Source organism: Stenotrophomonas sp. FR010 (genome assembly GCF_047520755.2).
Lineage (GTDB): Bacteria > Pseudomonadota > Gammaproteobacteria > Xanthomonadales > Xanthomonadaceae > Stenotrophomonas > Stenotrophomonas sepilia.
On the sequence record NZ_JAXBQT020000005.1, the window covers coordinates 1 to 26204 of the forward strand.

At 66.7% G+C, this 26204-nt stretch carries 31 protein-coding genes and 2 tRNA genes; 9 read left to right on the top strand and 24 right to left on the bottom strand.

All coding sequences use genetic code 11. The features are described from left to right. Positions 1–216: 216 nt before the first annotated feature. From ampE to ACM0PK_RS05970, 5 genes are all read right to left on the bottom strand, one after another. On the bottom strand, positions 217–1104 hold the full coding sequence (gene ampE / locus ACM0PK_RS05950) for a regulatory signaling modulator protein AmpE (RefSeq protein WP_005419787.1): 888 nt from the start codon (positions 1102–1104) through the stop codon (positions 217–219). Between the two features lie 146 nt (positions 1105–1250). After that, positions 1251–2156 carry an NAD(+) diphosphatase gene (gene nudC, locus ACM0PK_RS05955; RefSeq protein WP_111201850.1) on the bottom strand — a complete coding sequence of 302 codons (906 nt, stop codon included), beginning with the start codon at positions 2154–2156 and terminating at the stop codon, positions 1251–1253. 119 nt (positions 2157–2275) lie between these two features. Further along, entirely contained in the window at positions 2276–2668 is a 393-nt protein-coding gene (gene erpA / locus ACM0PK_RS05960) for an iron-sulfur cluster insertion protein ErpA (protein ID WP_005419789.1), read from the bottom strand. Between the two features lie 31 nt (positions 2669–2699). After that, complete coding sequence (locus tag ACM0PK_RS05965) at positions 2700–3164, bottom strand: bactofilin family protein (protein WP_053497672.1); 465 nt, start codon at positions 3162–3164, stop codon at positions 2700–2702. A 4-nt stretch (positions 3165–3168) separates the two neighbouring features. Beyond that, positions 3169–3912 (bottom strand): DUF6776 family protein, encoded by a 744-nt coding sequence (locus ACM0PK_RS05970; RefSeq protein WP_005419791.1) that lies wholly within the window; start codon positions 3910–3912, stop codon positions 3169–3171. 179 nt (positions 3913–4091) lie between these two features. Between ACM0PK_RS05970 and ACM0PK_RS05975 the strand changes: the two genes are divergently transcribed. From ACM0PK_RS05975 to ACM0PK_RS05985, 3 genes are read left to right on the top strand one after another with little or no spacing between them, the layout of a single operon-like run. Beyond that, positions 4092–4709, top strand: a complete 618-nt coding sequence (locus ACM0PK_RS05975; protein ID WP_005419792.1) for a DUF4126 domain-containing protein — start codon at positions 4092–4094, stop codon at positions 4707–4709. Positions 4710–4753: 44 nt separating this feature from the next. Continuing rightward, positions 4754–6643 (top strand): EAL domain-containing protein, encoded by a 1890-nt coding sequence (locus ACM0PK_RS05980; protein ID WP_111201849.1) that lies wholly within the window; start codon positions 4754–4756, stop codon positions 6641–6643. A 1-nt stretch (position 6644) separates the two neighbouring features. Continuing rightward, on the top strand, positions 6645–8879 hold the full coding sequence (locus ACM0PK_RS05985) for an ATP-binding protein (protein WP_134971130.1): 2235 nt from the start codon (positions 6645–6647) through the stop codon (positions 8877–8879). Position 8880: 1 nt separating this feature from the next. Here ACM0PK_RS05985 and bfr read toward each other — a convergent pair whose 3' ends face one another. The 3 genes from bfr to ACM0PK_RS06000 all read right to left on the bottom strand — a co-directional run bounded on the left by bfr (position 8881) and on the right by ACM0PK_RS06000 (position 10530). Then, positions 8881–9351 carry a bacterioferritin gene (gene bfr, locus ACM0PK_RS05990; RefSeq protein ID WP_005419804.1) on the bottom strand — a complete coding sequence of 157 codons (471 nt, stop codon included), beginning with the start codon at positions 9349–9351 and terminating at the stop codon, positions 8881–8883. Positions 9352–9493: 142 nt separating this feature from the next. Beyond that, a complete protein-coding gene (locus ACM0PK_RS05995; protein WP_005411309.1) occupies positions 9494–9703 on the bottom strand; it encodes a (2Fe-2S)-binding protein in 210 nt (69 codons plus the stop codon). 203 nt (positions 9704–9906) lie between these two features. Beyond that, positions 9907–10530, bottom strand: coding sequence for an RNA pyrophosphohydrolase (locus ACM0PK_RS06000; RefSeq protein ID WP_005419809.1), 624 nt, complete (start codon positions 10528–10530; stop codon positions 9907–9909). A gap of 121 nt (positions 10531–10651) precedes the next feature. Here ACM0PK_RS06000 and ACM0PK_RS06005 point away from each other — a divergent pair. Together ACM0PK_RS06005 and ACM0PK_RS06010 are read left to right on the top strand one after the other, a co-directional pair. Next, a tRNA-Met gene (locus tag ACM0PK_RS06005) sits at positions 10652–10728 on the top strand. Positions 10729–10783: 55 nt separating this feature from the next. Next, a tRNA-Gln gene (locus ACM0PK_RS06010) sits at positions 10784–10858 on the top strand. A 330-nt stretch (positions 10859–11188) separates the two neighbouring features. Here ACM0PK_RS06010 and rpsI read toward each other — a convergent pair. Together rpsI and rplM are read right to left on the bottom strand one after the other, a co-directional pair. Then, on the bottom strand, positions 11189–11581 hold the full coding sequence (gene rpsI, locus ACM0PK_RS06015; RefSeq protein WP_005411311.1) for a 30S ribosomal protein S9: 393 nt from the start codon (positions 11579–11581) through the stop codon (positions 11189–11191). 2 nt (positions 11582–11583) lie between these two features. Beyond that, positions 11584–12012 carry a 50S ribosomal protein L13 gene (rplM, locus tag ACM0PK_RS06020; protein ID WP_005414692.1) on the bottom strand — a complete coding sequence of 143 codons (429 nt, stop codon included), beginning with the start codon at positions 12010–12012 and terminating at the stop codon, positions 11584–11586. Positions 12013–12208: 196 nt separating this feature from the next. Here rplM and coq7 point away from each other — a divergent pair, with 196 nt between their 5' ends. Then, positions 12209–12853 carry a 2-polyprenyl-3-methyl-6-methoxy-1,4-benzoquinone monooxygenase gene (gene coq7 / locus ACM0PK_RS06025; RefSeq protein WP_072168912.1) on the top strand — a complete coding sequence of 215 codons (645 nt, stop codon included), beginning with the start codon at positions 12209–12211 and terminating at the stop codon, positions 12851–12853. A gap of 82 nt (positions 12854–12935) precedes the next feature. On the opposite strand, the gene ACM0PK_RS06030 is transcribed toward coq7, so the two are convergent. Next, positions 12936–13256 (bottom strand): DMT family transporter, encoded by a 321-nt coding sequence (locus ACM0PK_RS06030; RefSeq protein WP_134971126.1) that lies wholly within the window; start codon positions 13254–13256, stop codon positions 12936–12938. Positions 13257–13424: 168 nt separating this feature from the next. Beyond that, complete coding sequence (gene speD / locus ACM0PK_RS06035; RefSeq protein WP_005411315.1) at positions 13425–14219, bottom strand: adenosylmethionine decarboxylase; 795 nt, start codon at positions 14217–14219, stop codon at positions 13425–13427. A gap of 149 nt (positions 14220–14368) precedes the next feature. Here speD and crp point away from each other — a divergent pair, with 149 nt between their 5' ends. Together crp and ACM0PK_RS06045 are read left to right on the top strand one after the other, a co-directional pair. Further along, a complete protein-coding gene (gene crp / locus ACM0PK_RS06040) occupies positions 14369–15058 on the top strand; it encodes a cAMP-activated global transcriptional regulator CRP (protein ID WP_010482649.1) in 690 nt (229 codons plus the stop codon). Positions 15059–15192: 134 nt separating this feature from the next. Continuing rightward, a complete protein-coding gene (locus ACM0PK_RS06045; RefSeq protein WP_134971124.1) occupies positions 15193–15954 on the top strand; it encodes a sulfite exporter TauE/SafE family protein in 762 nt (253 codons plus the stop codon). A 97-nt stretch (positions 15955–16051) separates the two neighbouring features. On the opposite strand, the gene ACM0PK_RS06050 is transcribed toward ACM0PK_RS06045, so the two are convergent. From ACM0PK_RS06050 to ACM0PK_RS06080, 7 genes are all read right to left on the bottom strand, one after another. Then, positions 16052–16768, bottom strand: coding sequence for a haloacid dehalogenase-like hydrolase (locus ACM0PK_RS06050; RefSeq protein WP_414607512.1), 717 nt, complete (start codon positions 16766–16768; stop codon positions 16052–16054). After that, complete coding sequence (trpC, locus tag ACM0PK_RS06055; protein WP_005419828.1) at positions 16765–17559, bottom strand: indole-3-glycerol phosphate synthase TrpC; 795 nt, start codon at positions 17557–17559, stop codon at positions 16765–16767. Before trpC ends, ACM0PK_RS06050 begins: the two co-directional genes overlap by 4 nt. A 74-nt stretch (positions 17560–17633) precedes the next feature. Further along, positions 17634–18665 (bottom strand): anthranilate phosphoribosyltransferase, encoded by a 1032-nt coding sequence (trpD, locus tag ACM0PK_RS06060; RefSeq protein ID WP_049443905.1) that lies wholly within the window; start codon positions 18663–18665, stop codon positions 17634–17636. A 16-nt stretch (positions 18666–18681) separates the two neighbouring features. Beyond that, complete coding sequence (locus ACM0PK_RS06065; protein WP_005419831.1) at positions 18682–19269, bottom strand: anthranilate synthase component II; 588 nt, start codon at positions 19267–19269, stop codon at positions 18682–18684. A 2-nt stretch (positions 19270–19271) separates the two neighbouring features. Next, positions 19272–20051, bottom strand: coding sequence for an SIMPL domain-containing protein (locus ACM0PK_RS06070; protein ID WP_134971122.1), 780 nt, complete (start codon positions 20049–20051; stop codon positions 19272–19274). Between the two features lie 67 nt (positions 20052–20118). Further along, a complete protein-coding gene (trpE, locus tag ACM0PK_RS06075; protein WP_065178876.1) occupies positions 20119–21594 on the bottom strand; it encodes an anthranilate synthase component I in 1476 nt (491 codons plus the stop codon). A gap of 158 nt (positions 21595–21752) precedes the next feature. Continuing rightward, positions 21753–22298, bottom strand: a complete 546-nt coding sequence (locus tag ACM0PK_RS06080) for an XVIPCD domain-containing protein (RefSeq protein ID WP_235646744.1) — start codon at positions 22296–22298, stop codon at positions 21753–21755. On the opposite strand from ACM0PK_RS06080, the gene ACM0PK_RS06085 reads away from it, so the two are divergent. Beyond that, positions 22282–22809 (top strand): ankyrin repeat domain-containing protein, encoded by a 528-nt coding sequence (locus tag ACM0PK_RS06085; RefSeq protein ID WP_134971120.1) that lies wholly within the window; start codon positions 22282–22284, stop codon positions 22807–22809. The two genes, ACM0PK_RS06080 and ACM0PK_RS06085, sit on opposite strands and share 17 nt — an antisense overlap. A gap of 8 nt (positions 22810–22817) precedes the next feature. On the opposite strand, the gene yegS is transcribed toward ACM0PK_RS06085, so the two are convergent. The 5 genes from yegS to ACM0PK_RS06110 form a co-directional block, all read right to left on the bottom strand. Further along, positions 22818–23750: a lipid kinase YegS gene (yegS, locus tag ACM0PK_RS06090; protein ID WP_134971118.1), complete on the bottom strand. Its 933-nt coding sequence runs from the start codon at positions 23748–23750 to the stop codon at positions 22818–22820. A 75-nt stretch (positions 23751–23825) separates the two neighbouring features. Continuing rightward, a complete protein-coding gene (locus ACM0PK_RS06095; RefSeq protein WP_134971116.1) occupies positions 23826–24317 on the bottom strand; it encodes a hypothetical protein in 492 nt (163 codons plus the stop codon). A 289-nt stretch (positions 24318–24606) separates the two neighbouring features. Next, on the bottom strand, positions 24607–25089 hold the full coding sequence (locus ACM0PK_RS06100; RefSeq protein ID WP_134971136.1) for a GNAT family N-acetyltransferase: 483 nt from the start codon (positions 25087–25089) through the stop codon (positions 24607–24609). A 12-nt stretch (positions 25090–25101) separates the two neighbouring features. Further along, the gene (rpe, locus tag ACM0PK_RS06105) at positions 25102–25779 is read right to left on the bottom strand and encodes a ribulose-phosphate 3-epimerase (RefSeq protein WP_134971114.1); all 678 of its coding nucleotides are present in this window, start codon (positions 25777–25779) and stop codon (positions 25102–25104) included. A gap of 30 nt (positions 25780–25809) precedes the next feature. Further along, positions 25810–26139, bottom strand: coding sequence for a J domain-containing protein (locus tag ACM0PK_RS06110; protein ID WP_065186520.1), 330 nt, complete (start codon positions 26137–26139; stop codon positions 25810–25812). Positions 26140–26204 lie beyond the last annotated feature (65 nt).

Sequence of the window (26204 nt, forward strand, 5' to 3'; positions counted from 1 at the left end):
ATGGCGCCATCGAGCCCCCAGGGGTGAGGGCGCTTTGCTTGCGAAGCACTGCTTCGCAAGCGCCCGAACGCACAGCCGCCAGCGGCTGGGCCGGTTTGGGGGTTTACGGCGTGTCCTGCAGCCCCACACCGCCCCGCCCAACCCTCAGCAACCCAGAGCCGCTTTGGCTTTGGCGTTGGCCTCTGCAGGTGCAGGGCTGCAAGCCCTGCACAACAACTACGTCACCCAGCCTGCAATCACCAGCAACGCGAGGATCGCCAGCCACAGCAGCAGCATCCGCCACACCAGGCTCATCGCATCACGCAGGTCCGGCAGCCGCTGCCACACCGGCAACAGCCCCGCCTCGGTGTAATCGTGCGCGTCCTCGCGCAGCTCGGCGTTGACGCTGGCCCGCGCCACCGCGCCCAGGAACCCGATGGAGCCGGCCAGGCGTTCGCCATGGGCCTGGCGCCAGGCCTTCCACGCCGTATCGAAGTTGCCGACCAGCGCCATCGAGAACGCCATCAGCTGCGCTACCGGCCACTCGATCCAGCCCAGCAGGCGCTGCGCCAGCGCCAGCGGCTCCACCGGCACGCGTGCACGCATCGGGCTTTCCGCCATCAACGCCAGCAAGCGGTAGCCCAGCGCACCGGCCGGGCCCAGCAGCAGGAACCAGAACAGCACCGCGAACCAGCGACGCAGCGCATTGAGCACGGTCGCCTCGACCAGCGACGGCACGTCTTCGCGCAGGCTGCCACCGGCGGCCTGCAGGTTGCGCACGGCTGCCTGCCGCGTCGCGGCGTCGTCCGCATCAATGATCGCTTCGATATCACGATCCAGGTCGCGCGGCCCCCAGCACCAGGCCAGCACGGCCACACCCAGCAGCAGCGACGGCAGGCCGAACAGCACTCCGCGCAGCAGCCACGCCAGCAGCCCCATCAGCAGCAACGGCGGCAGCAGCGCCAGCGCCACTCCAGCCGGTCCCTGCCAGGCCTTGCCACCACGCGCGTCCAGCCAGCCCAGCCAGCGCCGGAAGCCGTCGAAACGGCGCATCGAGGCGGCAGCGGCCGGGGCAACGTGGCCCAGGGCCAGCGCCACCAGCACGGCGGCCAGAGTGGTGAACATGGCAGGTCTCCCTACGAAACAGAACGCTCGGCGCCGCTACCTTACCTGTCGCAGCGGTGCCCTCGCGGGTGAACCGGACTGTAACCCGGGCCGTGTTCAGGTGGCGGCAATACAGCTGCCACGACCGGCCCGGCCGAAACGCCGGCTCAGCCTCGCTGCTGGCGGTACCAGTGTTCGATCAGGCCCCGCGAAATCGAGATCGGTGGCGACAGGCGGATGCCCTGGCCGTCGTCCTCCACATCGCGCGCCAACGCGGCGCCGACCTCGTCGGCACTGAACCAGCGCGCGTCTTCCAGCTCGCCATCCACGGTCGGCAGGTCGTCATGCGCCTGTGCACGGAAGCCGACCATCAGCGCGCCGGGGAACGGCCACGGCTGCGAACCGAGGTACTGGCAGGCGGTCACCCGCACCTTGCTCTCCTCATGGACTTCGCGCACCACGGTCTGCTCGAAGGTCTCGCCGGGTTCGACGAAGCCGGCCAGCACCGAGTAACGGCGCGGGGCCCAGTTCGACTGCCGGCCGAGCAGCAGCCGGCCCTGGTTTTCCACGGCGACGATCACCGCCGGATCGACGCGCGGATAGTGTTCGGTGGAACACTGCGCACAACGGCCGACGAAGCCGCCACGGGCAAACGCCACCGCGCCGCCGCATACGCCGCAGAAGCGGGTGCGCGAGTGCCAGTAGGACATGCCACGGGCATAGCTGAAAGCGGTGGCATCGGCCATCGGCCACAACAATGCAGCCTGGCGCAGATCGAGTCGGCGTGGCGCGCTCACGGTGACATGGGTGGCTTCGACCGAGAACCATGCCTGATCACCGCGAAGCCCCAGGAAAACTGCGGCGCCCGGGCCACCGCCGACGTCGGCGCCGGTCAGCGCCAGCGGCTGGTCGTCATCGCCGGTGAAGGCGCTGCCATCGTGATCGAGGACGAGGATGCGCGCGCCCGGCCACAGGCGCGCCAGTGCATCGGCATCTTCGCGCAGGGCATCGGCGCGCTCCAACGGTTCGCCAACGAAGGCAAAACCGGAAAGCGGCGAAGGAGTATTGGGCATCCGCCAAGCGTGCCGCCAATCGATGCAGGTGGCAAGCCGCAGGCTTTGCGGAAACCGTCTGTGGGTGTGGAGCTTGCTCCACACACCTTGTCGCGCGGGACACAGGCCCCGCGCCCTGCTTACATGCTGAAACTGCTGCCGCAGCCGCAGGTGGTCTTTGCGTTCGGGTTGCGGATCACGAACTGGGCACCCGTCAGGCTCTCGGTGTAATCCACCTCCGCGCCCATCAGGTACTGCAGGCTCAGCGGATCGACCAGCAGGGTCACACCGCTGGTCTGTACCGCCAGGTCATCCTCGGCACGGTTCTCGTCGAACTCGAACCCGTACTGGAAGCCCGAACAGCCGCCTCCCTCGATGTACACACGCAGGGCCAGGTCGGGGTTGCCCTCTTCCTGGATCAGGGATTTGACCTTGGCGGCCGCCGACTCGGTGAAGTTCAGCGGGCGCTCCAGCGATTGGTAATCGGGCGCGGCAACCGGGGTGGCGCCGGGCAGGGAGACTAGCGTGCTCATGCTGCCAGCATGGGGGTGCCGACGACGGCTTTCAAGCCATCGCCTCGGCCAGCTTGCGACGCGCGGCGGTATCGCCCTTGCCATCATGGGCGTCTTCGCCTTCCGGCGCCGGCAAGGCTGCCATCGGGGCGCTGGCATGGATCAGGCGGCCGTTCAGCTGCGCGCCCGCGTTCATCTCCACCACCTGGTAATGGACGTTGCCATTGACCCGTGCGCTCGGGGTCAACTCGACCTTCTCGGTAGCGTGTACATCGCCGTCCAGGCGGCCACTGATGACCACCACCTGGGCCCGGATCTCACCTTCGATCACGCCGTGCTCGGCAACCGTCAGGGTCGCACCACTGGCGCCTTCGGCGGCGATCACCTTGCCGTGGATGCGGCCTTCCACATACAGGCCCCCACTGAATTCCACATCACCGCGGATCACCACCTGGTTGCCGATCAGGGCATCCACCACCAGCTGGCCTTCACGGTTGGATTTGCTGCTTCCGAACATCTGCCTACTCCCCTTTGCTGGCCGGCGCACCGGCCTGTTTCCAGTCGAATACCTGGGTGGTACCCCCCGTACCACTCCCCAATGTCACCCGCACGCGTTGCGGGGTGAAGTCAGCCGGCAGCATCACGCTGCCGGTGAGCTGCTGGAAGTACCGGAACGAGTAGTCCTGTCCCGGCACCTTGCTGCGCTGGTGCAGATCATCCCAGCTGATCGTGGCCAGCTTGCCGTTCTTCACGCCTTCCACGGTGAAGCGCATCTGCCCCTGGCTGATGGCCCCACGGTTGAGGTTCTGGGTCAGCACGGCGGTGTACTGCCAGGTGCCGGCCGCTTCCGGGCTGAACTCGATCGAATGGGTGTTCAGGCCCTTGCGCTGGCTGGTCGAGCCGACCAGCCGCTCATAGAAGGCAACATCGGCGCGCAGCCCGGCGATTTCCTCATCGCGCTCGGCCAACGAGGACTGCACCTCGGTATTGGCGGCACGGCTGATGCGGTCGGAGGCTTCCAGCGTGGCCTGCTTCTGTCGCAGCTCGGTCAGCTGCGCCTGCAGCGCCTCGGCACGCTTTTCGGCGGCCTGCAGGCGCTGGCCCTGGGCATCGCGCGGGGTGGCCATCCAGCAGCCGCCAAGCACCGCCAGCACCAGGCTGAGCAGCCAGATGCCGCCGATCACCAGCAGGCGGCGACGGTCGGCAGGCGGTTGCGGCGCGCCGGGCAGGCGGACCTGCACGCGCATGGGAGGACGGTTGGTCATGGGTGGTTTCCGGGGTATCGCAAGGGCGACACCGGTACGGCCCCTGTGGCAAACGACGGGCTAGTGTATGACAGGACGGGTGGGTTTCCTGCGCAGCGGCCGGCCACGGTCGGTGGCGTTCAGGCACGCCATCGTCGATAGTGTGGCCCCCTGCACAGTTCCGTCGCCGGAGCATCGCCATGACCGAAGCCCACCTGTTCGTGATCGGCATCCTGCTGGCCTGGCTGGCCGGTATCCGCGTCTACCTCACCGTGTTCGGTGTCGGCCTGGCCGGGCTGCTTGGCTGGGTCGATCTGCCCCCCGCCCTGCAGGCCACCGAATCATGGTGGGTGCTGGGCACCTCGGCGGCGCTGGCGGTGGCCGAGTTCTTCGCCGACAAGATCCCTGGCGTGGATTCGGTGTGGGACCTGGTGCAGACGCTCGCGCGCGTACCCGCCGGCGCATTCCTTGCGGCGGCCACGCTGTCGCCGGATGGCCAGCTGGGCACCGGTGCGCTCGCCGCCGGTGCCGGCGTCGCCCTGGCCAGCCATGGCCTGAAGGCCGGTACCCGCGCCCTGCTCAACACCTCGCCGGAACCGGCCAGCAACTGGGTCGCCTCTGCGGCCGAAGACACCGTCGTGATCGGTGGCCTGGCCCTCGCCCTGGCACACCCGTGGATCGCGCTGATCGTGGTGCTGGCCTGCAGCCTGGCCGGTGCGCTGCTGGTGTGGCTGGTCTGGCGCGCCCTGTGGAAGGGTGTGCGCTGGCTGGCGCGCGGTGCATCGGCAGCACCGCCAGGGCACACCGGTACCGGCTGAGCGCCGGGCTTGTCGCATAATGGACGCGAACACCAGGAGCACCGATGGCCGCAAACGAATCCCCCGCGGGCGCCCGCCCGGGACGCGCTGAAACCCCTCCGGCCGACCATTGGCAACGCTGGGCCCCCGAGACGGCACCTCCGGCCGTGGACCCACCGATGGCGGCGCCCCCATCCCCTGTCGCGGCCGATGCGTCCACGCCGGCCAACAGCGCGCCGCCGCCGCTGCCCGGCCCGGTCGCACTGGCCGACGCCGGCAACAACGATCTGGCCCCGTCGCCATCGGACTCGCCCTACCGCGTGCTGATCGTTGAAGACGATCGCGCGCAGGCCCTGTTCGCGCAGAGCGTGCTGCACGGCGCCGGCATGCAGGCGATCGTCCACAACGATGCCGATGCCGCGCTGCAGGCCATCAAGGAGCACCGCCCCGACCTGATCCTGATGGATCTTCATCTGCCCGGCCTGGACGGCATGCGCCTGACCGCGCTGATCCGCCAGCAGCCCGGCCTGCAGCTGCTTCCGATCGTGTTCCTCAGCGGTGATCCGGATCCGGAGCGCCAGTTCGAAGTCCTCGACAGCGGCGCGGACGACTACCTGAGCAAGCCGATCCGGCCCCGCCACCTGATCGCAGCGGTGGCCAACCGCATCCGCCGCGCACGAGCCCAGGCCGCCACCCTCCCCGGCGCCACCGGCGCACCGGCCACCAGCAATCCGGAAACCGGCCTGCCGACGCGCCACCACGTGCTGCAGCAGCTCAACACCGCACTCGCCCACCGCGATCAGGGCGGCGTGTTCTTCATCGAAGTGGCCAGCGCGCTGGGCCTGCGCGAACGCTATGGCTATGCCGCGTTTGAACGGCTGATGGTGCAGGCCGGGCAGCGCCTGGCCGAAGCCGGCCATCCGCACCTGCTGGCACGCCTGAACGACAACAGCTTCCTGCTGCTGGCCCGCAGCGCCGACGAGGACGCCCTTGACAGCATCGCTGCCAGCCTGCGCGAGCAGCTGTCGGCACGTGCCTTCGTGATCCGCGACGACGAATCCGTGCACCTGCGCGGCGTAGTTGGCTACGCACCGCTGTCACCGGGCTTCGACGATGCCAACAGTGCGTTGGAAGCCGTCGAGCGCACCACCCTGCAGGCGCGCCTGCTCAGCGCCGGGGTGGCCGGCCATGTGCACCGGCAGGCAGTCACCGAACAGGAACACCTGGCGCTGCTGGAAGGACAGCTGGAACTGGCCTATCAGCCGATCGTCGCTGTTGCCGGCGGCAACACCGCGCAGTACCAGTTACTGTTGCGCCTTCGCCAGGCCGACGGCACCGTGCTGGCGGCCGGGCAGGTAATCCCGGCCGCGGAAGCCGCAGGCCGCATCGCCGATCTCGATCAGCAGGTGATGGACCACGCGCTGGGGCTGCTGGACCTGTACCGCCACGCGACGCAGCCACTGAACCTGTTCGTCTCGCAGTCGCTGCGCACCCTGCAGCGCGACGCCTTCGCCGACTGGCTGCTGGAATCACTGCAGCAGCGCGACCTGCCGGGCAGTGCACTGGTGATCGACGTGCGCCTGCCGGACGCACTGATCCACACCGTGCCGCTGCAGCAGTTCTGCCAGCGCATGGCCAGTGCCGGGGTGCGCTTCTGCCTGAGCCAGTTCGAACCCAGCGGCGAGGCCGATGCCCTGCTGAACCAGCTGCCGCTGTCGTTCGTGCGCATGGCTGCGCGCTTTTCCAGCAGCCACGCCAATCCGGCCACGCGCGAGGAGCTGCGCAAGGCGATCGATCAGGCCCATGCCGCCGGGCTGCAGATCATCGGCCAGCAGATCGAGGATCCGCAGGCTGCGGCGGCGATGTGGGTTGGCGGCGTCGACTACATCCAGGGCAACATGGTGCAGTCGGCCGGCAGCGACCTGAACTTCGACTTCCACAACGCGGTGCTCTGACGTGCCGCTGTGGGGCGTGCTGCTGGTTGCCCTCGCCGCGGCCACCATCGCGCTGATGGTGCTGGGCCTGCGGCTTCGTGCGCGCGACCGTGCGCTGGCGCAGCTGCAGCGCACGCACGGCGCGCTGGCCGCTGAACGGGACCAGCTACGCCATACCACTGAACGCCAGGGCCAGCTGGAACAACAGCTGCTGCAGGCCAAGCAGGCCGCCGAGGCGGCCGTGCTTGCCAAGGGCGAGTTTCTGGCCACGATGAGCCACGAGATCCGCACCCCGCTCAATGGCATCCTGCCGATGCTGGAGCTGATCGCACGCGGGCCACTGGGCGAGGACCAGCGGCAGATGCTGGCCACCGCCTCGGCCAGCTCGCAGCAGCTGCTGCGCATCGTCGACGACATCCTCGACTACTCCCGGCTGGAAGCACAGGCGCTGGAGCTGGAAATCACCAGCTTCAACCTCCGCGATCTGCTCGACGGCGTGGTGCAGCTGATGCAGCGCGCCGCCGACGCCAAGGGCCTGGCACTGGGCCTGCAGCTGGATCCATCGGTGCGCCTGCCGGTGCGCGGCGACCCGGTGCGCCTGCGCCAGGTGCTGAGCAACCTGCTGGCCAATGCGATCAAGTTCACCGCCCGCGGCCAGGTGCAGCTGCGTGTGCTGCGCCTGGGCGAAGGTGCCGCGCAGCACCAGCTGCGCTTCGAGATCATCGATACCGGCATCGGCATCGACGACGCGCTGCAGGCACGCCTGTTCCAGTCTTTCAGCCAGGCCGACGCATCCACCACGCGCATCTACGGCGGCACCGGCCTGGGCCTGGCCATCTGCAAGCGCATCATCGACCTGATGCACGGGCGTATTGGTGTGCAGTCCACGCCCGGCCAGGGTGCTACGTTCTGGTTCGAGATCCCGCTGCTGAAGGTTCCTGGCGACCTGCCGGCGATGACGCGCGCGCCGGCACCGCTGCTGCTGTTCAGTGCCGATGCAACGCTGCAGGCACGCATCGAGCGCATCGCTGCCCACCATGGACTGCAGGTGCAGGTGCTGGCGCAACTGGACAGCGTGGTCGAGCGCCTGCGCGCTCCGGCGCGGCCCGGAAAACCGGCACCCGCCTGGCTGCTGGTCGATGCGCGCGCACGCCGCAACGGCGAGGCCACGCTGCAGCTCGCACTGGGGGAACGCGGCGACGACGACGCACTGCAGGTACTGTGGCTGCAGGAGGATGCGATTGCGCGACGCCCCCGCCAGCGCCAGCTGCCCTCCCACTTCGACGACGCCGCCCTGCATGCACTGCTGGCGGCACCGGTCGCCTCTGCCCGCCCCGCTGCGCTGCTGGCCAGCGCGGAACACGAGCAACCGACTGCCACGCTGCCGCCGCTGCATCTGCGCGTGCTGGTGGTGGAGGACAATACGGTGAACCGGATGGTGGCCGAGCAGCTGCTGCGGGTGTTCCAGTGCGAGGTGCGCAACGCCGCCGATGGCGAACAGGCCCTGGCCGCCCTTCGCGAAGGCGGGCTGGACATCGTGCTGATGGATTGCCAGATGCCGGTGCTGGACGGCTACGCCGCCACGCACCGCTGGCGCGCCGAAGAAGCGGAAACCGGGCGTGCGCGACTGCCGATCATCGCGATGACCGCCAATGCGATGGCCGGCGACCGCGAGCGCTGCCTGCAGGCCGGCATGGACGATTACCTGTCCAAGCCGATCGCGCGTGCAACGCTGCATGCGCTGCTGCAGCGCTGGGGTGGCGGTAAAGCCGCGGCACCTGCACGGCCTTCTGTGGAGCCGGGTGATGCTCGCCTGACGGCCAATTGCAGTCGCACGCCATCAGCCGAGCATGGCGCGGCTCTACCGAATCCGGAAAAGCAGGTGGCGCCAGCACCACAACCGGTGCTCGACCGCGATGTGCTGGATGAACTGCATGCGGTGATCGGCGATGCTGCCACCCAGATCGTCACGGTATTTCTTGAAGATGCGCCGGCGATGGTGCAGCAGTTGCAGCTGGCCGCGCGGAACAGCGATGAACCGCGCATGCAGGCCGTCGCGCACAGCCTGAAATCATCAAGCGCGAACGTGGGGGCGTTGTCGCTGTCGGCGATCGCGCAGCGGATCGAGCACGAGACCCGTAGTGGCAGCCTGCAGCGCCCCGCAGTGGCGGTGGCGCTGCTGGTTGCGGAATTCGCCCGGGCGCGCGTTGCACTGACGGGCTACCTGGCACAGCATCGCGCCGGCCAGGACCGCTGATTCACTCTTCCAGCTTGCTCAGCAGGTACTTCGGCTCGCCGATGCGCTCGATAAGGTCGAGCTGGGTTTCCAGCCAGTCGATGTGCTCTTCCTCCGAGTCGAGGATCTTCACGAACAGCTGGCGGCTGACATAGTCGCCGACCGAATCGGAATAGGCCACCGCCTCGCGCAGGGTGACCACGCCATCGCGTTCCAGCGACAGGTCGCACTGCAGGATTTCGGTCGGGTTCTCGCCGATGCGCAGCTTGCCCAGCGCCTGGAAGTTCGGCAGGCCTTCGAGGAACAGGATGCGGTCGGCGAGCATGTCGGCATGCTTCATTTCGTCGATCGATTCCTTGTACTCGTGTTCGGCCAGTTCCTTGATGCCCCAGTTCTTCAGCATCTTGGCGTGCAGGAAGTACTGGTTGATCGCGGTCAGCTCGTTGTAGAGGACCTTGTTGAGGAATTCGATGACCTTGGTGTCGCCCTTCATGGGGATGCTCCTGCACGCTGAAAACGCAGGCACTGTAACGCCTTGCGTGCGGTGGTGAAGGAACGCGAATCGTGCGCATTGGCCTGCGCGGTTGCTGGTGAAGGACGCGAAAGCGCGGCGTCAACAGGCCGCGAGGAAACGATCAGGCGACCTGGGCGAGGCCCAATACCGGCAGCGGCAGATCGTGCGTCGCGCGTGCCTTTGCCAGCAGGTCGCCGGCCATGTCCAGGCACGAACCGCAGGTGGCACCGCAACCGGTACGCATGGTCAGTTCCGCCACCGTGCTGACGCCATGGCTGGCGGCTTCGCGGATCTGGTGGTCGGTAACTCCGTTGCAGATGCAGACGTACACAGGCGGGGACCGGGCTGACAGGCCAGAAGCGGCCTGTTGCGTATTCCAATGGAAACGAGAATGGTTGTCAATCAGAGAACTGAACCATTCTCGATACCGTTCAGAGTCGGATTGACCGGCCCGGCGGGCAGCCAGGTCCTGCTGGAAACAGCCGGCGGGGACGCGTTGTGACGGATCGGCCCACAGCCTGCGTGGCCTCCCATTCAAACCGCCCCGGACTCCCCCTTGGCCTTGCGCGGCCAGTAGCCGCCGCGCTTGGGCGTGCGCTTCCGGGGCCTGTCGTGGCCGGCTGCGTGGCCCGGCATCCAGGCCTCGGCGGCACTCTTGGGCATGGCGCTGACGCCCTGGCCGGCCACCCCACGCGCCAACGGCGCCAGGTGTCGCAGCGCGCGCGCATAGACGCCACGCTTGAACATCACCACGTGCTCCACCGGGTACCAGAAGTCCACCCACCGCCAGTGGTCGAACTCGGGCGAGTCGGTATGGTCCAGCTGCACATGCGATTCATCGCCGGTCAGGCGCAGCAGGAACCAGACCTGCTTCTGCCCGATGCAGACCTGCCGCTCATTGCGGCGGATGGCCCGTGCCGGCAGCTTGTAGCGCAGCCAGCCGGGCGTCGCCCCGAGCACTTCCACGTGCTCAGGCAGCAGGCCGGTCTCTTCCTGCAGTTCACGATACATGGCCTCGACAGGCGTCTCGTCGGTGTTCATGCCACCCTGCGGGAACTGCCAGCCGTCCCGGCGCACGCGTCGTGCCCAGAACACCTGGCCGTCCTGCCGCATCAGCACGATGCCGACGTTCGGTCGATAGCCGTCCGGATCGATCACGATGCGGACTCCTAAGAAAATCTACTGGTCGGGACTATCCCATGCCCTCTGTCGGCCCACAAGCACGGCACAAAAGTGTTGACAGGGCCGATACACATCCGCAGAATAGCGGGCTCACCAAGGCTATGTAGCTCAGCCGGTTAGAGCACAGCACTCATAATGCTGGGGTCGGTGGTTCGAGTCCACCCATAGCCACCACATTGAAAATCAAGTTGTTTTTCAGTGTGAAAAGTGAGAGAATAGTTCCACGTTTTGCCCCGTCGCCAAGCGGTAAGGCACCTGACTCTGACTCAGGCATTCGGTGGTTCGAATCCATCCGGGGCAGCCAAACAAAAAAGAAAAAAGCCTGATCGAAAGATCAGGCTTTTTTCTTTTTTGTTTTGGTCGCGCATCCCCACCTTATCCCCGCGCCTGTCGGCGCGCCCCCCCTTGAACATCAAGGGGGCTCTCCTCCAGAGAGGGGTCCGGGGTCGGATCCTTTTCCCAAGGAAAGGGCTCTGACCCCACCCCTTCCGAGATGCGAAACCATGGGTAGTGCCGGCCGCTGGCCGGCAACCCGGAAATGCATCCCCCCCGAAACGACAAAAGCCCGGCCGAAGCCGGGCTTTTGCTTTCCCATCCAGCGGGCTCCCGAAGGAGCCCAACCAGGCGCGGTAGATCAGCGCTTGGAGAACTGGGTGGCGCGGCGGGCCTTGTGCAGACCAACCTTCTTACGCTCGACTTCACGGGCGTCACGGGTCATGAAGCCAGCCTTGCGCAGCTCGGACTTCAGGGTTTCGTCGTACTCGACCAGAGCACGGGCGATGCCCAGACGGATCGCACCGGCCTGGCCGGTGGTGCCGCCGCCAGCGGCGGTGACCAGGATGTCAAAGCTTTCGGTGTTCTTGGTCAGCTCGAGCGGCTGGCGCACGATCATGCGCGCGGTCTCACGACCAAAGAACTCGTCCAGCGGACGACCGTTGACGGTGATGTTGCCCGAACCCTTGCGCAGGAACACGCGAGCGGTGGAGGACTTGCGGCGGCCAGTGCCGTAGTTTTGAGTGATAGCCATGATTAGATATCCAGAACCTGCGGCTGCTGTGCGGCGTGCGGATGCTCAGTGCCGGCGTAGACCTTGAGCTTGCGGTACATCTGGCGACCCAGCGGGCCCTTCGGCAGCATGCCCTTGACGGCGATCTCGATCACGCGCTCCGGGTGGCGCTCCAGCGCCTGGGCCAGGGACTCGGTCTTCAGGTTGCCGATGTAACCGGTGAAACGGTGATACATCTTGTCCTGCAGCTTCTTGCCGGTGACGGCAATCTTTTCTGCATTGATGACGACCAGGTAGTCGCCGGTATCAACGTGCGGGGTGTAGACCGGCTTGTGCTTGCCACGCAGACGGCGGGCCAGCTCGGTGGCGAGACGGCCCAGGGTCTTGCCCTCGGCGTCGACGAGGTACCAGTCGCGCTGGACGGTCTCGTTCTTGGCAGTGAAAGTGCTCATGAAGAACTCTATGTTAGGTCGGGCTCATTGCGGCGAACGGCTCGCCGGAACTCTGCCACGCGTTGTGAAAGGTGAAGCGTAAGAGGCGGGATTATACGCGGGTCAAGCTCCCGGTGCAAGCCGGTCATGTCCCGGGTTGGCAGGGGGCCGGAGCCGGGGGAGAATCGAGGGGTCTTCCGTCCCACCGCGTGCCGCCATGACCGTGCTCCGCCAGACCACACCGCTGGACCACCTGCTGACCGAAGCGCAGCGCGCCTTGGACACGGTGTTCGGCAACCCGCCGGCGGCCCGCCCCTACCCGGCCGCGGACACCAGCGAGCCGGGCATGGACAACGCTGAACGCCGCCACGCGGCCGGGCTGATGCGGATCAACCACGTCGGCGAAGTCTGCGCACAGGGCCTGTATTTCGGCCAAGCCGCCGTGGCCCGTGACCCTGCCACGCGTGAACACCTGCTGGAAGCGGCCCAGGAAGAGACCGACCACCTGGCGTGGTGCGCCACCCGGCTGGGCGAGCTGGGCAGCCGCCCGAGCCTGTTCAACCCGTTGTGGTACGCCGGCAGCTACACCATCGGCACCCTGGCCGGGCTGCGCGGCGACGGCTGGAACCTCGGTTTCGTGGTCGAAACCGAGCGCCAGGTGGAAGCCCATCTGGACGAGCACCTGGTCGACCTACCGGCCGGCGACCTGCGCAGCCGTGCGGTCATCCAGGTGATGAAGGAAGACGAAGCCCGCCATGCGGAGCATGCCGAGCAGGCCGGCGCACGCCGCCTGCCGTTCCCGATCCCGGGCGTGATGGCGCTGGCCTCCAGGGTGATGAAGACCATCGCCTACCGCATTTGAAGGGTCGCCCGCACCAACGGTGCGGGCCTATCAGGAGGTGCGGGGGGCGACGGTGGGGCCCGACCGTTGGTCGGGCCATCCATCAGTTGGGCGACACCAGCTTCAAGCCGATCACGCCGGCCACGATCAGGCCCACGCAGGCCAGGCGGGCCGGCGACGCACTGTCATTGAACAGGTGGATGCCGAGCACAGCCACGCCCATGGCACCGATGCCGGTCCAGATCGCATAGGCGGTGCCGACCGGGATGCTCTTCATCGCCTGGCTCATCAGGTACAGGCTGATCAGGGCCGATACCACCGTGGCAACGGTGGGCAGGGGTTTGCTGAAGCCTTCGGAGTACTTCATTCCGAGGGCGAAACCGATCTCGAACAGGCCGGCCAGCAGCAGGTAGATCCAGGGCATGGGTGGGGGCTCCTTACCTTTCTTGAGAAAAACGAAACGGCCCGGTGTTTTCACACCGGGCCGTGGGTCGGTACATCACCGTGGAACTGTAACGTGTGCGGGGCACTGGTTCCACGGGGCGGGTCGTCCCGCCTGGGTGGCGATGCCTGCGGGCATCGCACATGGGGCTTACTCGGACAGGTTCCGGCCGTGGAACAGCTCTTCGATCTCGCGCTTGAGCAGCGCTTCGATCTTCATGCGTTCCTTGAACGACAGGTTCTTGGCCTTTTCCTCGAACAGGTACTGGTCCAGGTCGAAGTCCTTCAGGTGCATCTTCGTGTGGAAGATGTTCTCCTGGTAGACGTTGACGTCGAACATCTCGTAACGCGACTTGATGTTCTTGGCCAGGAAGTTCTGGATCGAGTTGATCTTGTGGTCGATGAAGTGCTTCTTGCCCTTCACATCGCGGGTGAAGCCACGGACGCGGTAGTCCATGATCACGATGTCCGACTCGAGGCTCTCGATCAGGTAGTTCAGGGCCTTCAGCGGGGAAATGACGCCACAGGTGGCCACGTCGATGTCCGCGCGGAACGTGGCGATACCTTCCTGCGGATGGGTTTCCGGGTAGGTATGGACCGTGATGTGGCTCTTGTCCATGTGCGCGACCACGGCGTCGGAGATCAGCTCCTTGCCGGCCAGCTTCTTGTCGATCACCGGTTCTTCGGAGATCAGGATGGTCACCGAGGCACCCTGCGGATCGTAGTCCTGGCGGGCCACGTTCAGGATGTTGGCGCCGATGATCTCGGCGACATCGGTCAAGATCTGAGTCAGCCTGTCGGCGTTGTACTCTTCATCGATGTATTCAATGTAACGCTGACGCTCCTCTTCGGTGCGCGCGTAACACACGTCATAGATGTTGAAGCTCAGCGCCTTGGTGAGGTTGTTGAAACCCTGCAGCCTCAGGCGAGGCAACGGCTTGACCACGGCGGTCGATTCCTGTGTAAGAAGGGAAAGGGGGAATTATGGGGCAAACTGCCCCCGGGGGGAACGTGAAGACGCAAGAGTTCTGGCACACTGTTTGCCCTTAACAATTGCGCTGGTTAAGCTCCGCTATCGACCCCGTGAATCCGTTCATGCGCAGAGGGAGCGCTCCTATCGTGTCAACCGTGCGCCTAGCTAGCAGTCCACTGGCCCTGGATATCGCCACAATCGATCGTTTCCTGGCGCACAGCCACAGGCGGCGATATCCCACCCGTACCGACGTCTTCCGGCCCGGAGACCCGGCGGGAACCCTGTATTACGTCATCAGCGGCTCGGTTTCGATCATGGCCGAGGAAGATGACGATCGCGAGCTTGTGCTGGGCTACTTCGGTGCCGGCGAGTTCGTCGGCGAGATGGGCCTGTTCGTCGAATCGGACCGCCGCGAGGTGATCCTGCGGACCCGTACCGCCTGCGAGCTGGCTGAAATCAGCTACGAGCGCCTGCATCAGCTGTTCCTCGGCCCGCTGTCGGCCGATGCCCCGCGCCTGCTGTATGCGCTGGGCCAGCAGATTTCCAAGCGCCTGCTCGACACCAGCCGCAAGGCCAGCCGCCTGGCATTCCTGGACGTTACCGACCGGATCGTGCGCACCCTGCACGACCTGGCGCAGGAACCGGAGGCGATGAGCCACCCGCAGGGCAGCCAGCTGCGCGTCTCGCGACAGGAACTGGCGCGACTGGTCGGCTGCTCGCGCGAAATGGCCGGCCGCGTGTTGAAGAAGCTGCAGACCGACGGCCTGCTGCATGCCCGCGGCAAGACCGTGGTGCTGTACGGCACCCGTTGATTGCAAGGCAACCCAACGCTGCCGAGCCATCCTGTAGAGCCGAGCCGACGCTCGGCTGCGGTACGTCAAAGGCAGCCGCGCAAGGGCTCGGCTCTACACGGCCCCTGCGCGGCCCGCTGGGGTAGGCTCGGTACATGGAGCTGAGCAGCGAATTCTGGTGGTTCATTCTCATCGGCCTGGGCGCACAGCTGGTGGACGGTGCATTGGGCATGGCGTTCGGCCTGGTGTCCTCGTCGGTGATGCTCAGCATGGGCCTGCCCCCGGCACAGGTCAGCGCCAGCATCCACACCGCTGAAGTGTTCACCACTGGCGCCTCGGGGGTGTCGCACCTCGCAGCCGGAAATGTCGATAAACGCCTGTTCGTGCGCCTGGCCCTGCCCGGCGCAGTGGGCGGTGCCCTGGGCGCGTACGTGCTCACGCAGGTCCCGGGCGAGATCATCCGGCCACTGATCTACCTGTACCTGCTGGTGCTGGCGATCCTCATCCTGGCCCGCGCCGCTGGGCGCTGGATGCCCAAGGGCGAGATACGCCGGGTGCCGGTGCTGGGCTTCTTCGCCGGCCTGCTCGACGCCAGCGGCGGCGGTGGCTGGGGGCCGATCGCGACGTCCACCCTGCTCGCCCGCGGCGGCCAGGCGCGCACCACCATCGGAACAGTCAACGCAGCCGAGTTCGTGGTCACGTTGACGGTGTCAGCGACCTTCCTGTTGTCGATGGGCGTGCAGCATCTGCAGATCGTTGCCGGCCTGCTGATCGGCGGCATGATGGCCGCTCCGGTGGCGGCGATCCTGGTCAAGCGGGTGAAGGAGCGCTGGGTGCTGGTGGCCGTGGGCGTGCTGGTACTGGGCATCAGCCTGTTCCAGATCGGGCATGCGGTGTACGGGCACCTCTTCCGCTGAAGCATCCCCTGTAGAGCCGAGCCATGCTCGGCTGAGGACGCACGGATCCCGCAACGAAGAGCAGCCGAGCATGGCTCGGCTCTACAACAGGCGCGGGTCAGGCCTTGTCGCCGCCGCGATCCACGCATCCCCAGTTGAGGATGCGGGTGCCGGCCGGCAGCACGCGGCGGAAGAACGCCACCCGCCCCGGTTTCGGGTTCACCACCACCGGCGCCTTGGCCGCCAGCAGCAGCGGCAGGTCGGCGGTGCTGTCGGAATAGGCGATATCGATGTCGCCATAGCCGCGCTCGCGCAGCATGCGCATCTTCTCTTCGTTGTGGCAGTGACGGGTGGGACCGACGCCGCCCAGCCGCGGGCCGACCTCGGTGCCGATCACCGGTACGTCCTGATGGGCGACGAAGGCCAGGATCGCGCGGGCCAGCTCCGGCGGCGCGCCGGTGGCAACCACCACGCGATCGCCTTTGGTGCGGTGCGCGGCGAACACCTCCAGCGCCTGCGGCAGCAGCTTGGCGCGCATCTGCGCCTGGTTGCGCAGCACGTAGGCGTCGATCACCTTGTTGAAATCGCGCGCACGGTGCAGGCCGAAGCTGCCGATCCACACATAGACCGAGATGCCCGCGCGACGGGTCGGCAGCATCGCCACCATCGGCCCGGCAATCGGCGTGACCAGCAGCGCCGCCAGCATGCGCAACGGGTTGCGCTTGATCAGCGAGGCGAACAGGTGGGTACCCGAATCGCCGTCGTAGAGGGTGTGGTCGAAGTCGAAGACCACCAGCGGCGCATCCTCGCGCGGCGTCGGATAGTGCGTTGTCATGTTGCGAAGAATAGCTGACGCAGGCCCTCGCCCGGCTCTTCCACGCGCATGAAGGCCTCGCCGACCAGGAAGGCATGGATGCCTGCATCGCGCATCAGCGCCACGTCCTGCGGGCCGAGGATGCCGCTCTCGGTGACCAGCAGGCGGTCACGCGGCACCGCCTGCTGCATGTCCAGCGTGGTCTGCAGCGACACCTCGAAGGTGCGCAGGTTGCGGTTGTTGATGCCGATCATCGGCGCCGGCACCTGCAGGGCACGCTCCAGCTCGTCGATGTCGTGCACTTCCACCAGCACGTCCATGCCCAGCGACAACGCCAGTTCGGACAGCGTGGCCAGCTGGGTGTCGTCCAGCGCGGCGACGATCAGCAGGATGCAGTCGGCGCCCAGCACGCGCGCCTCGTACACCTGGTAGGCGTCGATCACGAAGTCCTTGCGCAGCACCGGCAGCGTGCAGGCTTCACGGGCCTGCTGCAGGTAGGTATCGGCGCCCTGGAAGAAGTCCACGTCGGTCAGCACCGACAGGCAGCTGGCACCACCGAACTCGTAGCTGACCGCGATATCGGCCGGCCGGAAATCGGGGCGGATGACGCCCTTGGACGGGCTGGCCTTCTTCACCTCGGCAATCACCGCCGGGTCGCCGTTGGCCACGGCCGCCTGCAACGCGCGTACGAAGCCACGTACCGGCGGGGCGCTGGCCACGGCGGCCTGCAGCTCCTCGAGCGGGCGCTGGGCGCGGCGCTGGGCCACTTCTTCGGCCTTGCGGGCCAGGATCGTCTGCAGGATGTCGCTCATCGTCTTCGATTCGGTGCGGGGGCGCTGAGGACGGCCATTATCGGCCATCGATGGGGTCAGGCTGAACCGCGCGCTCAGGCAACCAGCGCGCGGGTGGTCTCCACATACTGCTGCAGGCGCTGGCGGGCGCTGCCATTGGCGATGGCAGCGCGGGCGCGGGCCAGGCCATCACCGATGTCGCTGGCCACGCCGGCCACGTACAGCGCGGCGCCGGCATTGAGCGCGACGATGTCCAGCGCCGGGCCGGGCTCGTTGTCCAGCACCGCGCGCAGCATCTGGATGGACTGCTCCGGGCTGTCCACGCGCAGGTTACGGCTGGCCGACATGGCGATGCCGAAGTCCTCCGGGTGGATCTCGTACTCGCGCACCTTGCCGTCGCGCAACTCGCCCACCAGGGTGCCGGCGCCGAGCGAGATCTCATCCATGTTGTCGCGGCCCCAGACCACCATGGCGCGCTCGGTGCCCAGCTCGCGCAGCACGCGCGCCTGGATACCCACCAGATCAGGATGGAACACGCCCATCAGCACCGACGGCGCGCTGGCGGGGTTGGTCAGCGGACCGAGGATGTTGAAGATGGTGCGCACCCCCATCTCGCGGCGGACCGGCGCGACGACCTTCATCGACGGATGATGGATCGGCGCGAACATGAAGCCGATGCCGGTCTGCTCGATGGCAGCGGCCACCTGCGCTGGCTGCAGCTCGATGGCCGCGCCCAGCGCCTCGACCGCATCGGCGCTGCCGGACTTGGACGACACGCTGCGGTTGCCATGCTTGGCCACGCGCGCACCGGCCGCAGCCGCAACGAACATCGCGCAGGTGGAGATGTTGAAGGTGTGCGAGCCATCGCCACCGGTGCCGACGATGTCGACCAGGTGGGTGCTGTCGGCCACCGGCACCGCCAGCGCGAATTCGCGCATGACCGTGGCGGCGGCGGCGATCTCGTCGATGGTTTCCTTCTTCACCCGCAGGCCGGTGAGGATGGCGGCGGTCATCATCGGCGAGACATCACCGCGCATGATCTGCCGCATCAGGTCGACCATCTCGTCGAAAAAGATTTCGCGGTGCTCGATGGTGCGTTGCAGGGCTTCCTGGGGGGAGAAGCTCATGGGAATGCTCCTTGGATCAGGCCGCCGGGCGCTGCAGGAAATTGCGCAGCAGGGCGTGGCCGTGTTCGGTGAGGATGGACTCGGGGTGGAACTGCACGCCTTCCACCGGGAACTGGCGGTGGCGCAGGCCCATGATCTCTTCGATCGAGCCGTCCTCGTTCTCGGTCCAGGCGGTCACTTCCAGGCAGTCCGGCAGGCTGTTCTTGTCCACCACCAGCGAGTGGTAGCGGGTGGCCTGGTAGCGGTCCGGCAGGCCGGCGAACACGCCCTTGCCTTCATGGCGGATCGGCGAGGTCTTGCCGTGCATGATGTTGCCGGCGCGGATCACGGTGCCGCCGTAGACCTGGCCGATGCCCTGATGGCCCAGGCATACGCCGAGGATCGGCGTGGTCGGGCCCAGCCGCTGGATCAGCTCCAGCGACACGCCCGCTTCGTTGGGCGTGCACGGGCCGGGCGAGATGACGATGCGCTCGGGTTTCTGCGCGGCGATCTCGTCCACGCTCATCGCATCGTTGCGCACCACCTTCACCTCGGCGCCCAGCGTCTGCAGGTACTGCACGAGGTTGTAGGTGAAGCTGTCGTAGTTGTCGATCATCCACAACATGGTCAGGTTCCGTCGCTTATCAGGAAAATGGCGTACACGTTTTCGGTGTAGGTGATGGGGCCGGCTTCGACCGACTCGGGCAGGCGGGAGCCCGTGGTCTCGATGCTGTTCATCGGTGCCTCGGGCGCGGGCGGCGAAGGCGGCGTCACCAGATCCCCACTGCTCGGCCAACTGCCGGCCTGGATGCCATAAGCAAAGTTCGGCGCTACGTCGGAAATGCTGTACAGGCCGCGCAGCCGGGTGCCGTAGGCCTTGGCCAGGCCCTGCGCGGACTCGCGGGTCTGGGCCGCCGCCTCACCCTTGAGTTCGCGGCGCAGCGCCACTTCACCCGAATAGGTTGGCGCCAGGCTGCTGACCTGTACGTTCTCGTCGGCCTTCAACGCACCCAGCACATCCTGCATCGCCTTCACGCTGGCGAAGCTGGCGCGCAGCTGGCGCGACACGCGGGTGCCGATGAAGACCTGCCGGTTCTGCTCATAGCGCGTCGCCGGGCCGATCCGCAGGTTGTCCGCACGCACGCTGCCCTCCACCGCCTTGTGCTGCTTGAACAGCGCCAGCACGCGGGCCACGTTGCCCTGCACGCGGCGCCGCGCGGCGTCGGCGTCCATGTCGGTCTCTTCGATGTTCAACTGCAGGCCGAAGCGGTCGGGCGTCACCGTGCGGGTACCCTGCCCCTTCACCAGCAGGTGCGGCTGCGAGGGGATGGTGTTGGCCTGCGCCCACGCAGACGGGGCCATCGTGGCCAGCAGCGACGACCACAGCAATGCGCTCAGCAGCTTCATGCGGTACTCCTTGTCTTCAATGGGAACAGCGGAAGATGCCGCGGCGCAGGCCACGGCACGGGGAGCGTCACAGGCCCTTGGCGGCCTGGGCGACGGCGCGGAACAGCGCACGGCCCTTGTTCATCGTCTCGTCCCATTCCTTGTCCGGGTCCGAGTCGTAGACGATGCCGGCGCCGGCCTGCACGTACAGGCGGCCATCCTTGATGACCGCAGTGCGGATCGCGATCGCGGTATCGGCATCGCCGTGCCAGCCGATGTAGCCGATGCTGCCGGCGTAGACATTGCGCTTGATCGGTTCCAGTTCGCGGATCACTTCCAGCGCGCGGATCTTTGGCGCGCCGCTGACGGTGCCGGCCGGGAACGTGGCGCGCAGCACGTCGGCATAGCTCAGGCCCGGCTGCAGTTGGCCGGTCACTTCGCTGACGATGTGCATGACATGGCTGTAGCGTTCGATCACGAACTGCTCGCCCACTTCCACGGTACCGGCCCTGGAGACGCGCCCGGCATCGTTGCGGCCGAGGTCGATCAGCATCAGGTGCTCGGCACGTTCCTTCGGGTCGGCCAGCAGCTCGGCTTCCAGCGCCAGGTCCAGCTCGGGCGTGGCGCCACGCGGGCGGGTGCCGGCGATCGGGCGCACGGTCACTTCGCCATCCTGCAAACGCACCAGGATTTCCGGCGAGGAACCGACCACCTGCAGGTCGCCGACATCGAGGAAATACATGTACGGCGAGGGATTCAACGCGCGCAGCGCGCGGTACACATCCACCGGGCGCGCCTTGAACGGCACGCTCAGGCGCTGGCTGAGCACCACCTGGAAGATGTCACCGGCGCGGATGTATTCCTTGCTGCGCTGGACCGCATCGACGAAGCCTTCGCGGGTGAAGCCGGAGACGAAATCCGATTCGTCCAGCACGTCGCTGTTGAGCGGCGCCGGATAGCCGGCACCCGGCGCACGCAGCTTCGCAGTCAGGGCATCCAGGCGCGCCTGCGCCTGTTCGAAGGCACCGTCGACACGCGGGTCGGCGTGCACGATCAGGTACAGCCGGCCCTTGAGATTGTCGAATACCGCCAGCTCGTTGGAGTCCAGCAGCAGGATGTCCGGCGTGCCCAGCTCATCACGGCCAGCCGGCGGGGCCAGGCGCGGCTCGATGTAGCCGATGCATTCGAAGCCGAACCAGCCGACCAGGCCGCCGGTGAAGCCCGGCAGGCCTTCCAGCTTGGGCACCGAGTGGGCGCTGCGCAGCGCCTCGACTTCGGCGAAGGGATCGGCTACCTCGCGGGTGTCCACCACCTGGCCGTCTTCGCGCACGGTCAGCGTGTGGCCGTGGAAGGCATACACGCGGCGCGCCGGCAGGCCGATGATCGAGTAACGACCAAAGCGCTCGCCGCCTTCGACGGATTCAAACAGGTAGGTATTGGGGCCGTCGGCGAGCTTCAGATAGACCGAAAGCGGCGTGTCCAGGTCGGACAGCACTTCGCGGACGACGGGAATGTGGGTGTGGCCTTCAGCGGCCTGCTGCTGAAACTGAGCGTGCGAGTTCAAGACGACTTTCCTTCCGGGACACAGCGTTATGGGGGCGGACGACGGCAACGGGCCACCATCGCCACCAACGGCGTGCGGAAGAAAGAGTATGCGGGGTCGTCAGGCTGGACACCCTTTGACTGTATCGCAGGATCGGCGGGAGGGGAACCCCGCCCTCGCTACCCCATGCGTCGCGCCTGCTCCTGCGACTCCTCCACCTGCTGCTGGGCCAGCCCGGCGTCCAGGGCGGCGGCGCGGCCGGCGTTGAGGGCGTCGACCTGGGCCGTGCTCACGGCCAGCGGCTGGGCCATGCCCTGGGCCACCTCGACATGGGCATGGCGTCGGTGCGGGGCATTGAGGTCGGCGGTGTCGACAGCGAACACCCGGGCGCGGTCGTCACTGAGAACCACATGGGAGATGGACTGCAGGCCTTCGCGGTTGGCTTGGGCGGCCAGCGCACCGGCCAGCTGGTCGCTCTGCAGGTCGGGCACGCGGTTGTGGGCGCGGTCCAGGGCGTGGACGCCGGCCTGGGCGCCGAGGAACAGGCTATTGCCGGCGTGGGCAGGATGATCGATGCCGATCGCAGGTTTGCCAGGCTCCGTGGTGCTGCCGGCCTGTCGGCCGTCAGCGGCGGGCGCGATGCTCGCCTGCTGCCCGATCAGCGGTGCAGACCCCAACGCCCGCGAGTCCAGGCAGATGAACGGGCAGTTGATCAACTTCGACAACGCGATGGTCTACGCGGCGAAAATGGACGACCCGCGCTATCTCGATCTCTTACTGAAACACGGTGGTGATCCCAATACTCGCAACATCAACAATGAGACGTTGCTGCTGCAGGCGTTTCTCAGCGGAAATCAGTGGAAGAACGTGCAGGTTCTGGTCGAAAACGGGGCCGATGTAAACGAATCCAACTTAAGGAGCCTCGGGAGCGACACCGTCCTGAGCTGGTACACAGGAAGAGGTGGGTTCGACTACGCCTACTGGTTGCTGGAGCACGGCGCAGATCCCACCATCTCCCAGCCTGTACAGGAGGGATCGGGCAAGACTGCGCGTCAACTGATGGTCGAAGACATCTACTGGGAAATCACCACGCCCGACAACCTGCCCTGGCAGAAGAAGTGCCAACAGTGGTTGGCTGACCGCAACATCCCGCGCCCGCCGATGCCCGAACACATCCGCAGGAAGCGCGAGGCCTTCAAGTTCCCGAGCAGGGAAGAAGACATCCCCCTGCTGTAGCCCGCGCCTCAGCGGGCGGAGAGCAGCTCGCAATCCGCCGGCAGGTGCATGCGCACCCGGCCCGCAACGCAGTCGATGCGGAAACGCTGCGCCTGCACCGGCTCGCCGTCCAGGTTCAACGTCAGTGCCTGCGGCGCGTCGATCTGCAGCCACGGCAGCTGTGCGCGGTTCGCCACGCGCTCCAATGCCGCCTCCTTGCCACCGGTCAGCATCTGGCCCAGGGTTGCGGCGACCTCGCCGTCCAGTTCGGGTACCACGGTGAGGTCCAGCAGGCCGTCATCGATCAGCGCCTGCGGGCACAGCTGCTGGCCACCGCCGGCCTGGCGGCCGTTGCCGATGCCCAGGGCGATGAACCCGCCTTCCCAGGCGAAATCCGGACCGGTCAGGCGCGCGGTGATCGGCTCGATGCGGCCCAGCTTGGCGATGCCGGTGATGACATAAGCCAGCCCGCCCAGCATCTTCTTCAGGCCTGCATCAGTTTCCACGGTCACCTGGGTACCGAAGCCGCCGCTGGCTAGGTTGGCGCACCACCAGGTCCGCCCGTCGGCGTCCACGCGCAGCAGGTCCACAGCGCGCGCGGAGGCCTGCCCGATCAATGCAAAGGCCTGCTGGGGTTCGGTGGAAATACCGGCGGAAGTGGCGAAATCATTGGCCGTGCCCATCGGCACCAGCGCCAGCGAGGGCAGCGCCTCGGCCGGTTCATCGCGATGGGCCAGGGTTTCGGCCACGGCGCTGAGCGTGCCATCGCCGCCGGCGGCCACGATCACGTCCACGCCATGGTCGATGGCTTCGGCCACGTAACGCTCAGCGTCGCCCTCTTCCCAGGTCACCCGCACTTCCAGCTGTACGCCCTGCTGCCGCCAATGGCCGACGGCACTGCGCAGGTCGTCATCGCCTGCGGATTTGCCGTTGAGGATCATGCGCCAGCGCGGGGTGGTCATGCAGTGCTTCCGGGAGGGGGGACGCCCAAGGCTAGCAGCGCCCGATGTCGGGTCTGGTGAAGCCGGTGAAGCCGTTCAGCCGAGCGGGATGACCGCGACCCTCAAGGGCCGCTCCTCGGTGTACATCGGGCCGTCTGCGTTGGCACCGGCTGCGTCGATGCCATCGCGGTCTTCAAGACACAGGCATCGAGGGTTGTTCCAATCGTCGACCACGATGGCCTGCACAATGCTGCGGACATCCGTCGTTGCCACATGGTGGCAGCCGAATGGCAGATGCCCGTGCTGGGAAGACACCAGGCTGAGGCGCAGCTGGCGCACCATGGCGTCGTGCCAGCAGTAGAACGTCATGGCGTGGCCTGCGACCTGCGCGGCGCGGTACGCGGCAACCCGGTGAACGAAGGCTACGACTGGTGCAACGTCCAGAAAGGTGTCTGGCGGTGGGGAGAACGCGCAGAGATTCCCTCGTGCCTCCGCAGTGATGCAGCCAGGGTCGATGACCAGTGCATCTTCTGCCGCAAACTGAAACCAGGATTCAAGCAGCGCAACAACATCCGCATCATTTTCCATCGCTCCATTCTAGTGCCCGTGCACGGCTCGCCGCAGGGGCATTGGCGACACCCTGTCATCAGGCTGTCACCGATGGCCCGGAGAATGGAAGGCCATAGCAGGGATGATGGATGGAGGCAGGATCAGCCTCCCACGCATGCAGCAAAGCCGCGCCGGGGATTGGCGCGGCTTTTTTTTTGGGGGTGCACAGGCAGTGCGAACCGCACCCACCGGGTTGCGGTTCGCACCCACCACAACCGGTTGAGGTGTGGACCCGGTAGAGCCACGCCATGCGTGGCTGCCCTACGCCTCACCCGTTGGCGAAATCGTGCAGCGCCCGGCCCTGCAGCCGGTACACGGTCCACTCGTCCTGCGGCGTGGCACCGGCGGCGGTGTAGAACTCGATGGCCGGGGTATTCCAGTCCAGCACCGACCATTCGAAACGGCCGCAACCCTCGGCCACGGCCTGGCGTGCGATGTACTTCAGCAACGCTTTGCCGGCACCGGCACCGCGCTTTTCCTGGCTGACGTACAGGTCTTCCAGGTAGATGCCCTTGCGGCCCAGCCAGGTGGAGTAGTTGTAGAAGTACACCGCATAGCCGATGGCCTCGCCGTCGGCCTCGCAGATCAGCGCGCGGGCGGTGGCGTCGGCGCCGAACAGGCTCTCGGCGATGCCGATCTCATCGGTCTGCACCGAATGCTCGGCCTTCTCGTAGATCGCCAGCTCGCGGATGAAATGCAGGATCAGGCCAGCATCGGCCACGGTGGCCGGGCGGATGTTCAACACGGCCACCGTACTCATGGCTCAGCCCCGTGCCGCAGCGACGTTCGCGCGCATCTGCGCGATCACGTCCTGGTAGCTGGTCTTGGCGTTGAAGATGGCCGAACCGGCAACGAAGGTGTCGGCGCCGGCGGCAGCGATCTCACCGATGTTGTCGGCCTTCACGCCACCGTCGATCTCCAGGCGGATGTCCTTGCCGCTGGCATCGATCATCTTGCGCACCACCTTCAGCTTGTCCAGCGCCGAGGGGATGAAGGCCTGGCCGCCGAAGCCCGGGTTGACCGACATCAGCAGCACCAGGTCCAGGTCATCCAGCACCCAGTCGAGGATGTCCACCGGGGTGGCCGGATTGAGCACGATGCCCGGCTTGCAGCCCAGTGAGCGGATCAGCTGGATGGTGCGGTGCACGTGGCGGCTGGCCTCCGGGTGGAAGCTGATGTAGGTGGCACCGGCCTCGGCGAAGTCCGGGATGATGCGGTCCACCGGCTCGACCATCAGATGCACGTCGATCGGCGCGGTGACGCCGTGCTTGCGCAGGGCCTGGCAGACCATCGGGCCGATGGTCAGGTTCGGCACGTAGTGGTTGTCCATCACGTCGAAGTGGACCCAGTCCGCACCGGCAGCGAGGACATTGTCGACTTCCTCGCCGAGGCGGGCGAAGTTGGCGGACAGGATGGAGGGGGCGATGAGGCAGTGGGACATGGCCGGGCCTTGCAACGAGGGGAAAGTGGGTCAGCGCTTGCGCAGGGTCTTGATGCGGTCGTAGGCGGCATTGATCCGCCGCGACTTCTGCTCGGCCTGCTGCTGCAGCTCGGGGGCGGCGCCGCCAAGCCTGTCGGGGTGGTACTGCGAGATCAGCTTGCGGTAGGCGCGCTCGATCTCGGCATCGGTGGCCTCGGAGGTCAGCCCCAGCTCCCGGTACGGGTTCTCCTTGTTCAGGCGGAACCAGTCCGAATCGAAGGCGTGGCCAATCAGCAGGCCGACCACCGCGCCGAACAGCGGATTGGGCCGGAACAGCAGGGCGCCGGCGATGAATCCGAGCAGTTTTCCGTACCAGCGCATGGCGCTCCGGGGTGGTCCGACGAAATGGACGCTCATTTTACGTCACAGCGGGCCCGGACGGCTTT

Coding starts and splice junctions, on each gene's coding strand:
- ampE (WP_005419787.1), bottom strand. CDS start 1,104: ATGTTCACCACTCTGGCCGCCGTGCTGGTGGCGCTGGCCCTGGGCCAC.
- nudC (WP_111201850.1), bottom strand. CDS start 2,156: ATGCCCAATACTCCTTCGCCGCTTTCCGGTTTTGCCTTCGTTGGCGAA.
- erpA (WP_005419789.1), bottom strand. CDS start 2,668: ATGAGCACGCTAGTCTCCCTGCCCGGCGCCACCCCGGTTGCCGCGCCC.
- ACM0PK_RS05965 (WP_053497672.1), bottom strand. CDS start 3,164: ATGTTCGGAAGCAGCAAATCCAACCGTGAAGGCCAGCTGGTGGTGGAT.
- ACM0PK_RS05970 (WP_005419791.1), bottom strand. CDS start 3,912: ATGACCAACCGTCCTCCCATGCGCGTGCAGGTCCGCCTGCCCGGCGCG.
- ACM0PK_RS05975 (WP_005419792.1), top strand. CDS start 4,092: ATGACCGAAGCCCACCTGTTCGTGATCGGCATCCTGCTGGCCTGGCTG.
- ACM0PK_RS05980 (WP_111201849.1), top strand. CDS start 4,754: ATGGCCGCAAACGAATCCCCCGCGGGCGCCCGCCCGGGACGCGCTGAA.
- bfr (WP_005419804.1), bottom strand. CDS start 9,351: ATGAAGGGCGACACCAAGGTCATCGAATTCCTCAACAAGGTCCTCTAC.
- rpsI (WP_005411311.1), bottom strand. CDS start 11,581: ATGGCTATCACTCAAAACTACGGCACTGGCCGCCGCAAGTCCTCCACC.
- rplM (WP_005414692.1), bottom strand. CDS start 12,012: ATGAGCACTTTCACTGCCAAGAACGAGACCGTCCAGCGCGACTGGTAC.
- coq7 (WP_072168912.1), top strand. CDS start 12,209: ATGACCGTGCTCCGCCAGACCACACCGCTGGACCACCTGCTGACCGAA.
- ACM0PK_RS06030 (WP_134971126.1), bottom strand. CDS start 13,256: ATGCCCTGGATCTACCTGCTGCTGGCCGGCCTGTTCGAGATCGGTTTC.
- crp (WP_010482649.1), top strand. CDS start 14,369: ATGCGCAGAGGGAGCGCTCCTATCGTGTCAACCGTGCGCCTAGCTAGC.
- ACM0PK_RS06045 (WP_134971124.1), top strand. CDS start 15,193: ATGGAGCTGAGCAGCGAATTCTGGTGGTTCATTCTCATCGGCCTGGGC.
- ACM0PK_RS06050 (WP_414607512.1), bottom strand. CDS start 16,768: ATGACAACGCACTATCCGACGCCGCGCGAGGATGCGCCGCTGGTGGTC.
- trpC (WP_005419828.1), bottom strand. CDS start 17,559: ATGAGCGACATCCTGCAGACGATCCTGGCCCGCAAGGCCGAAGAAGTG.
- trpD (WP_049443905.1), bottom strand. CDS start 18,665: ATGAGCTTCTCCCCCCAGGAAGCCCTGCAACGCACCATCGAGCACCGC.
- ACM0PK_RS06065 (WP_005419831.1), bottom strand. CDS start 19,269: ATGTTGTGGATGATCGACAACTACGACAGCTTCACCTACAACCTCGTG.
- ACM0PK_RS06070 (WP_134971122.1), bottom strand. CDS start 20,051: ATGAAGCTGCTGAGCGCATTGCTGTGGTCGTCGCTGCTGGCCACGATG.
- yegS (WP_134971118.1), bottom strand. CDS start 23,750: ATGACCACCCCGCGCTGGCGCATGATCCTCAACGGCAAATCCGCAGGC.
- ACM0PK_RS06095 (WP_134971116.1), bottom strand. CDS start 24,317: ATGGAAAATGATGCGGATGTTGTTGCGCTGCTTGAATCCTGGTTTCAG.
- rpe (WP_134971114.1), bottom strand. CDS start 25,779: ATGTCCCACTGCCTCATCGCCCCCTCCATCCTGTCCGCCAACTTCGCC.
- ACM0PK_RS06110 (WP_065186520.1), bottom strand. CDS start 26,139: ATGCGCTGGTACGGAAAACTGCTCGGATTCATCGCCGGCGCCCTGCTG.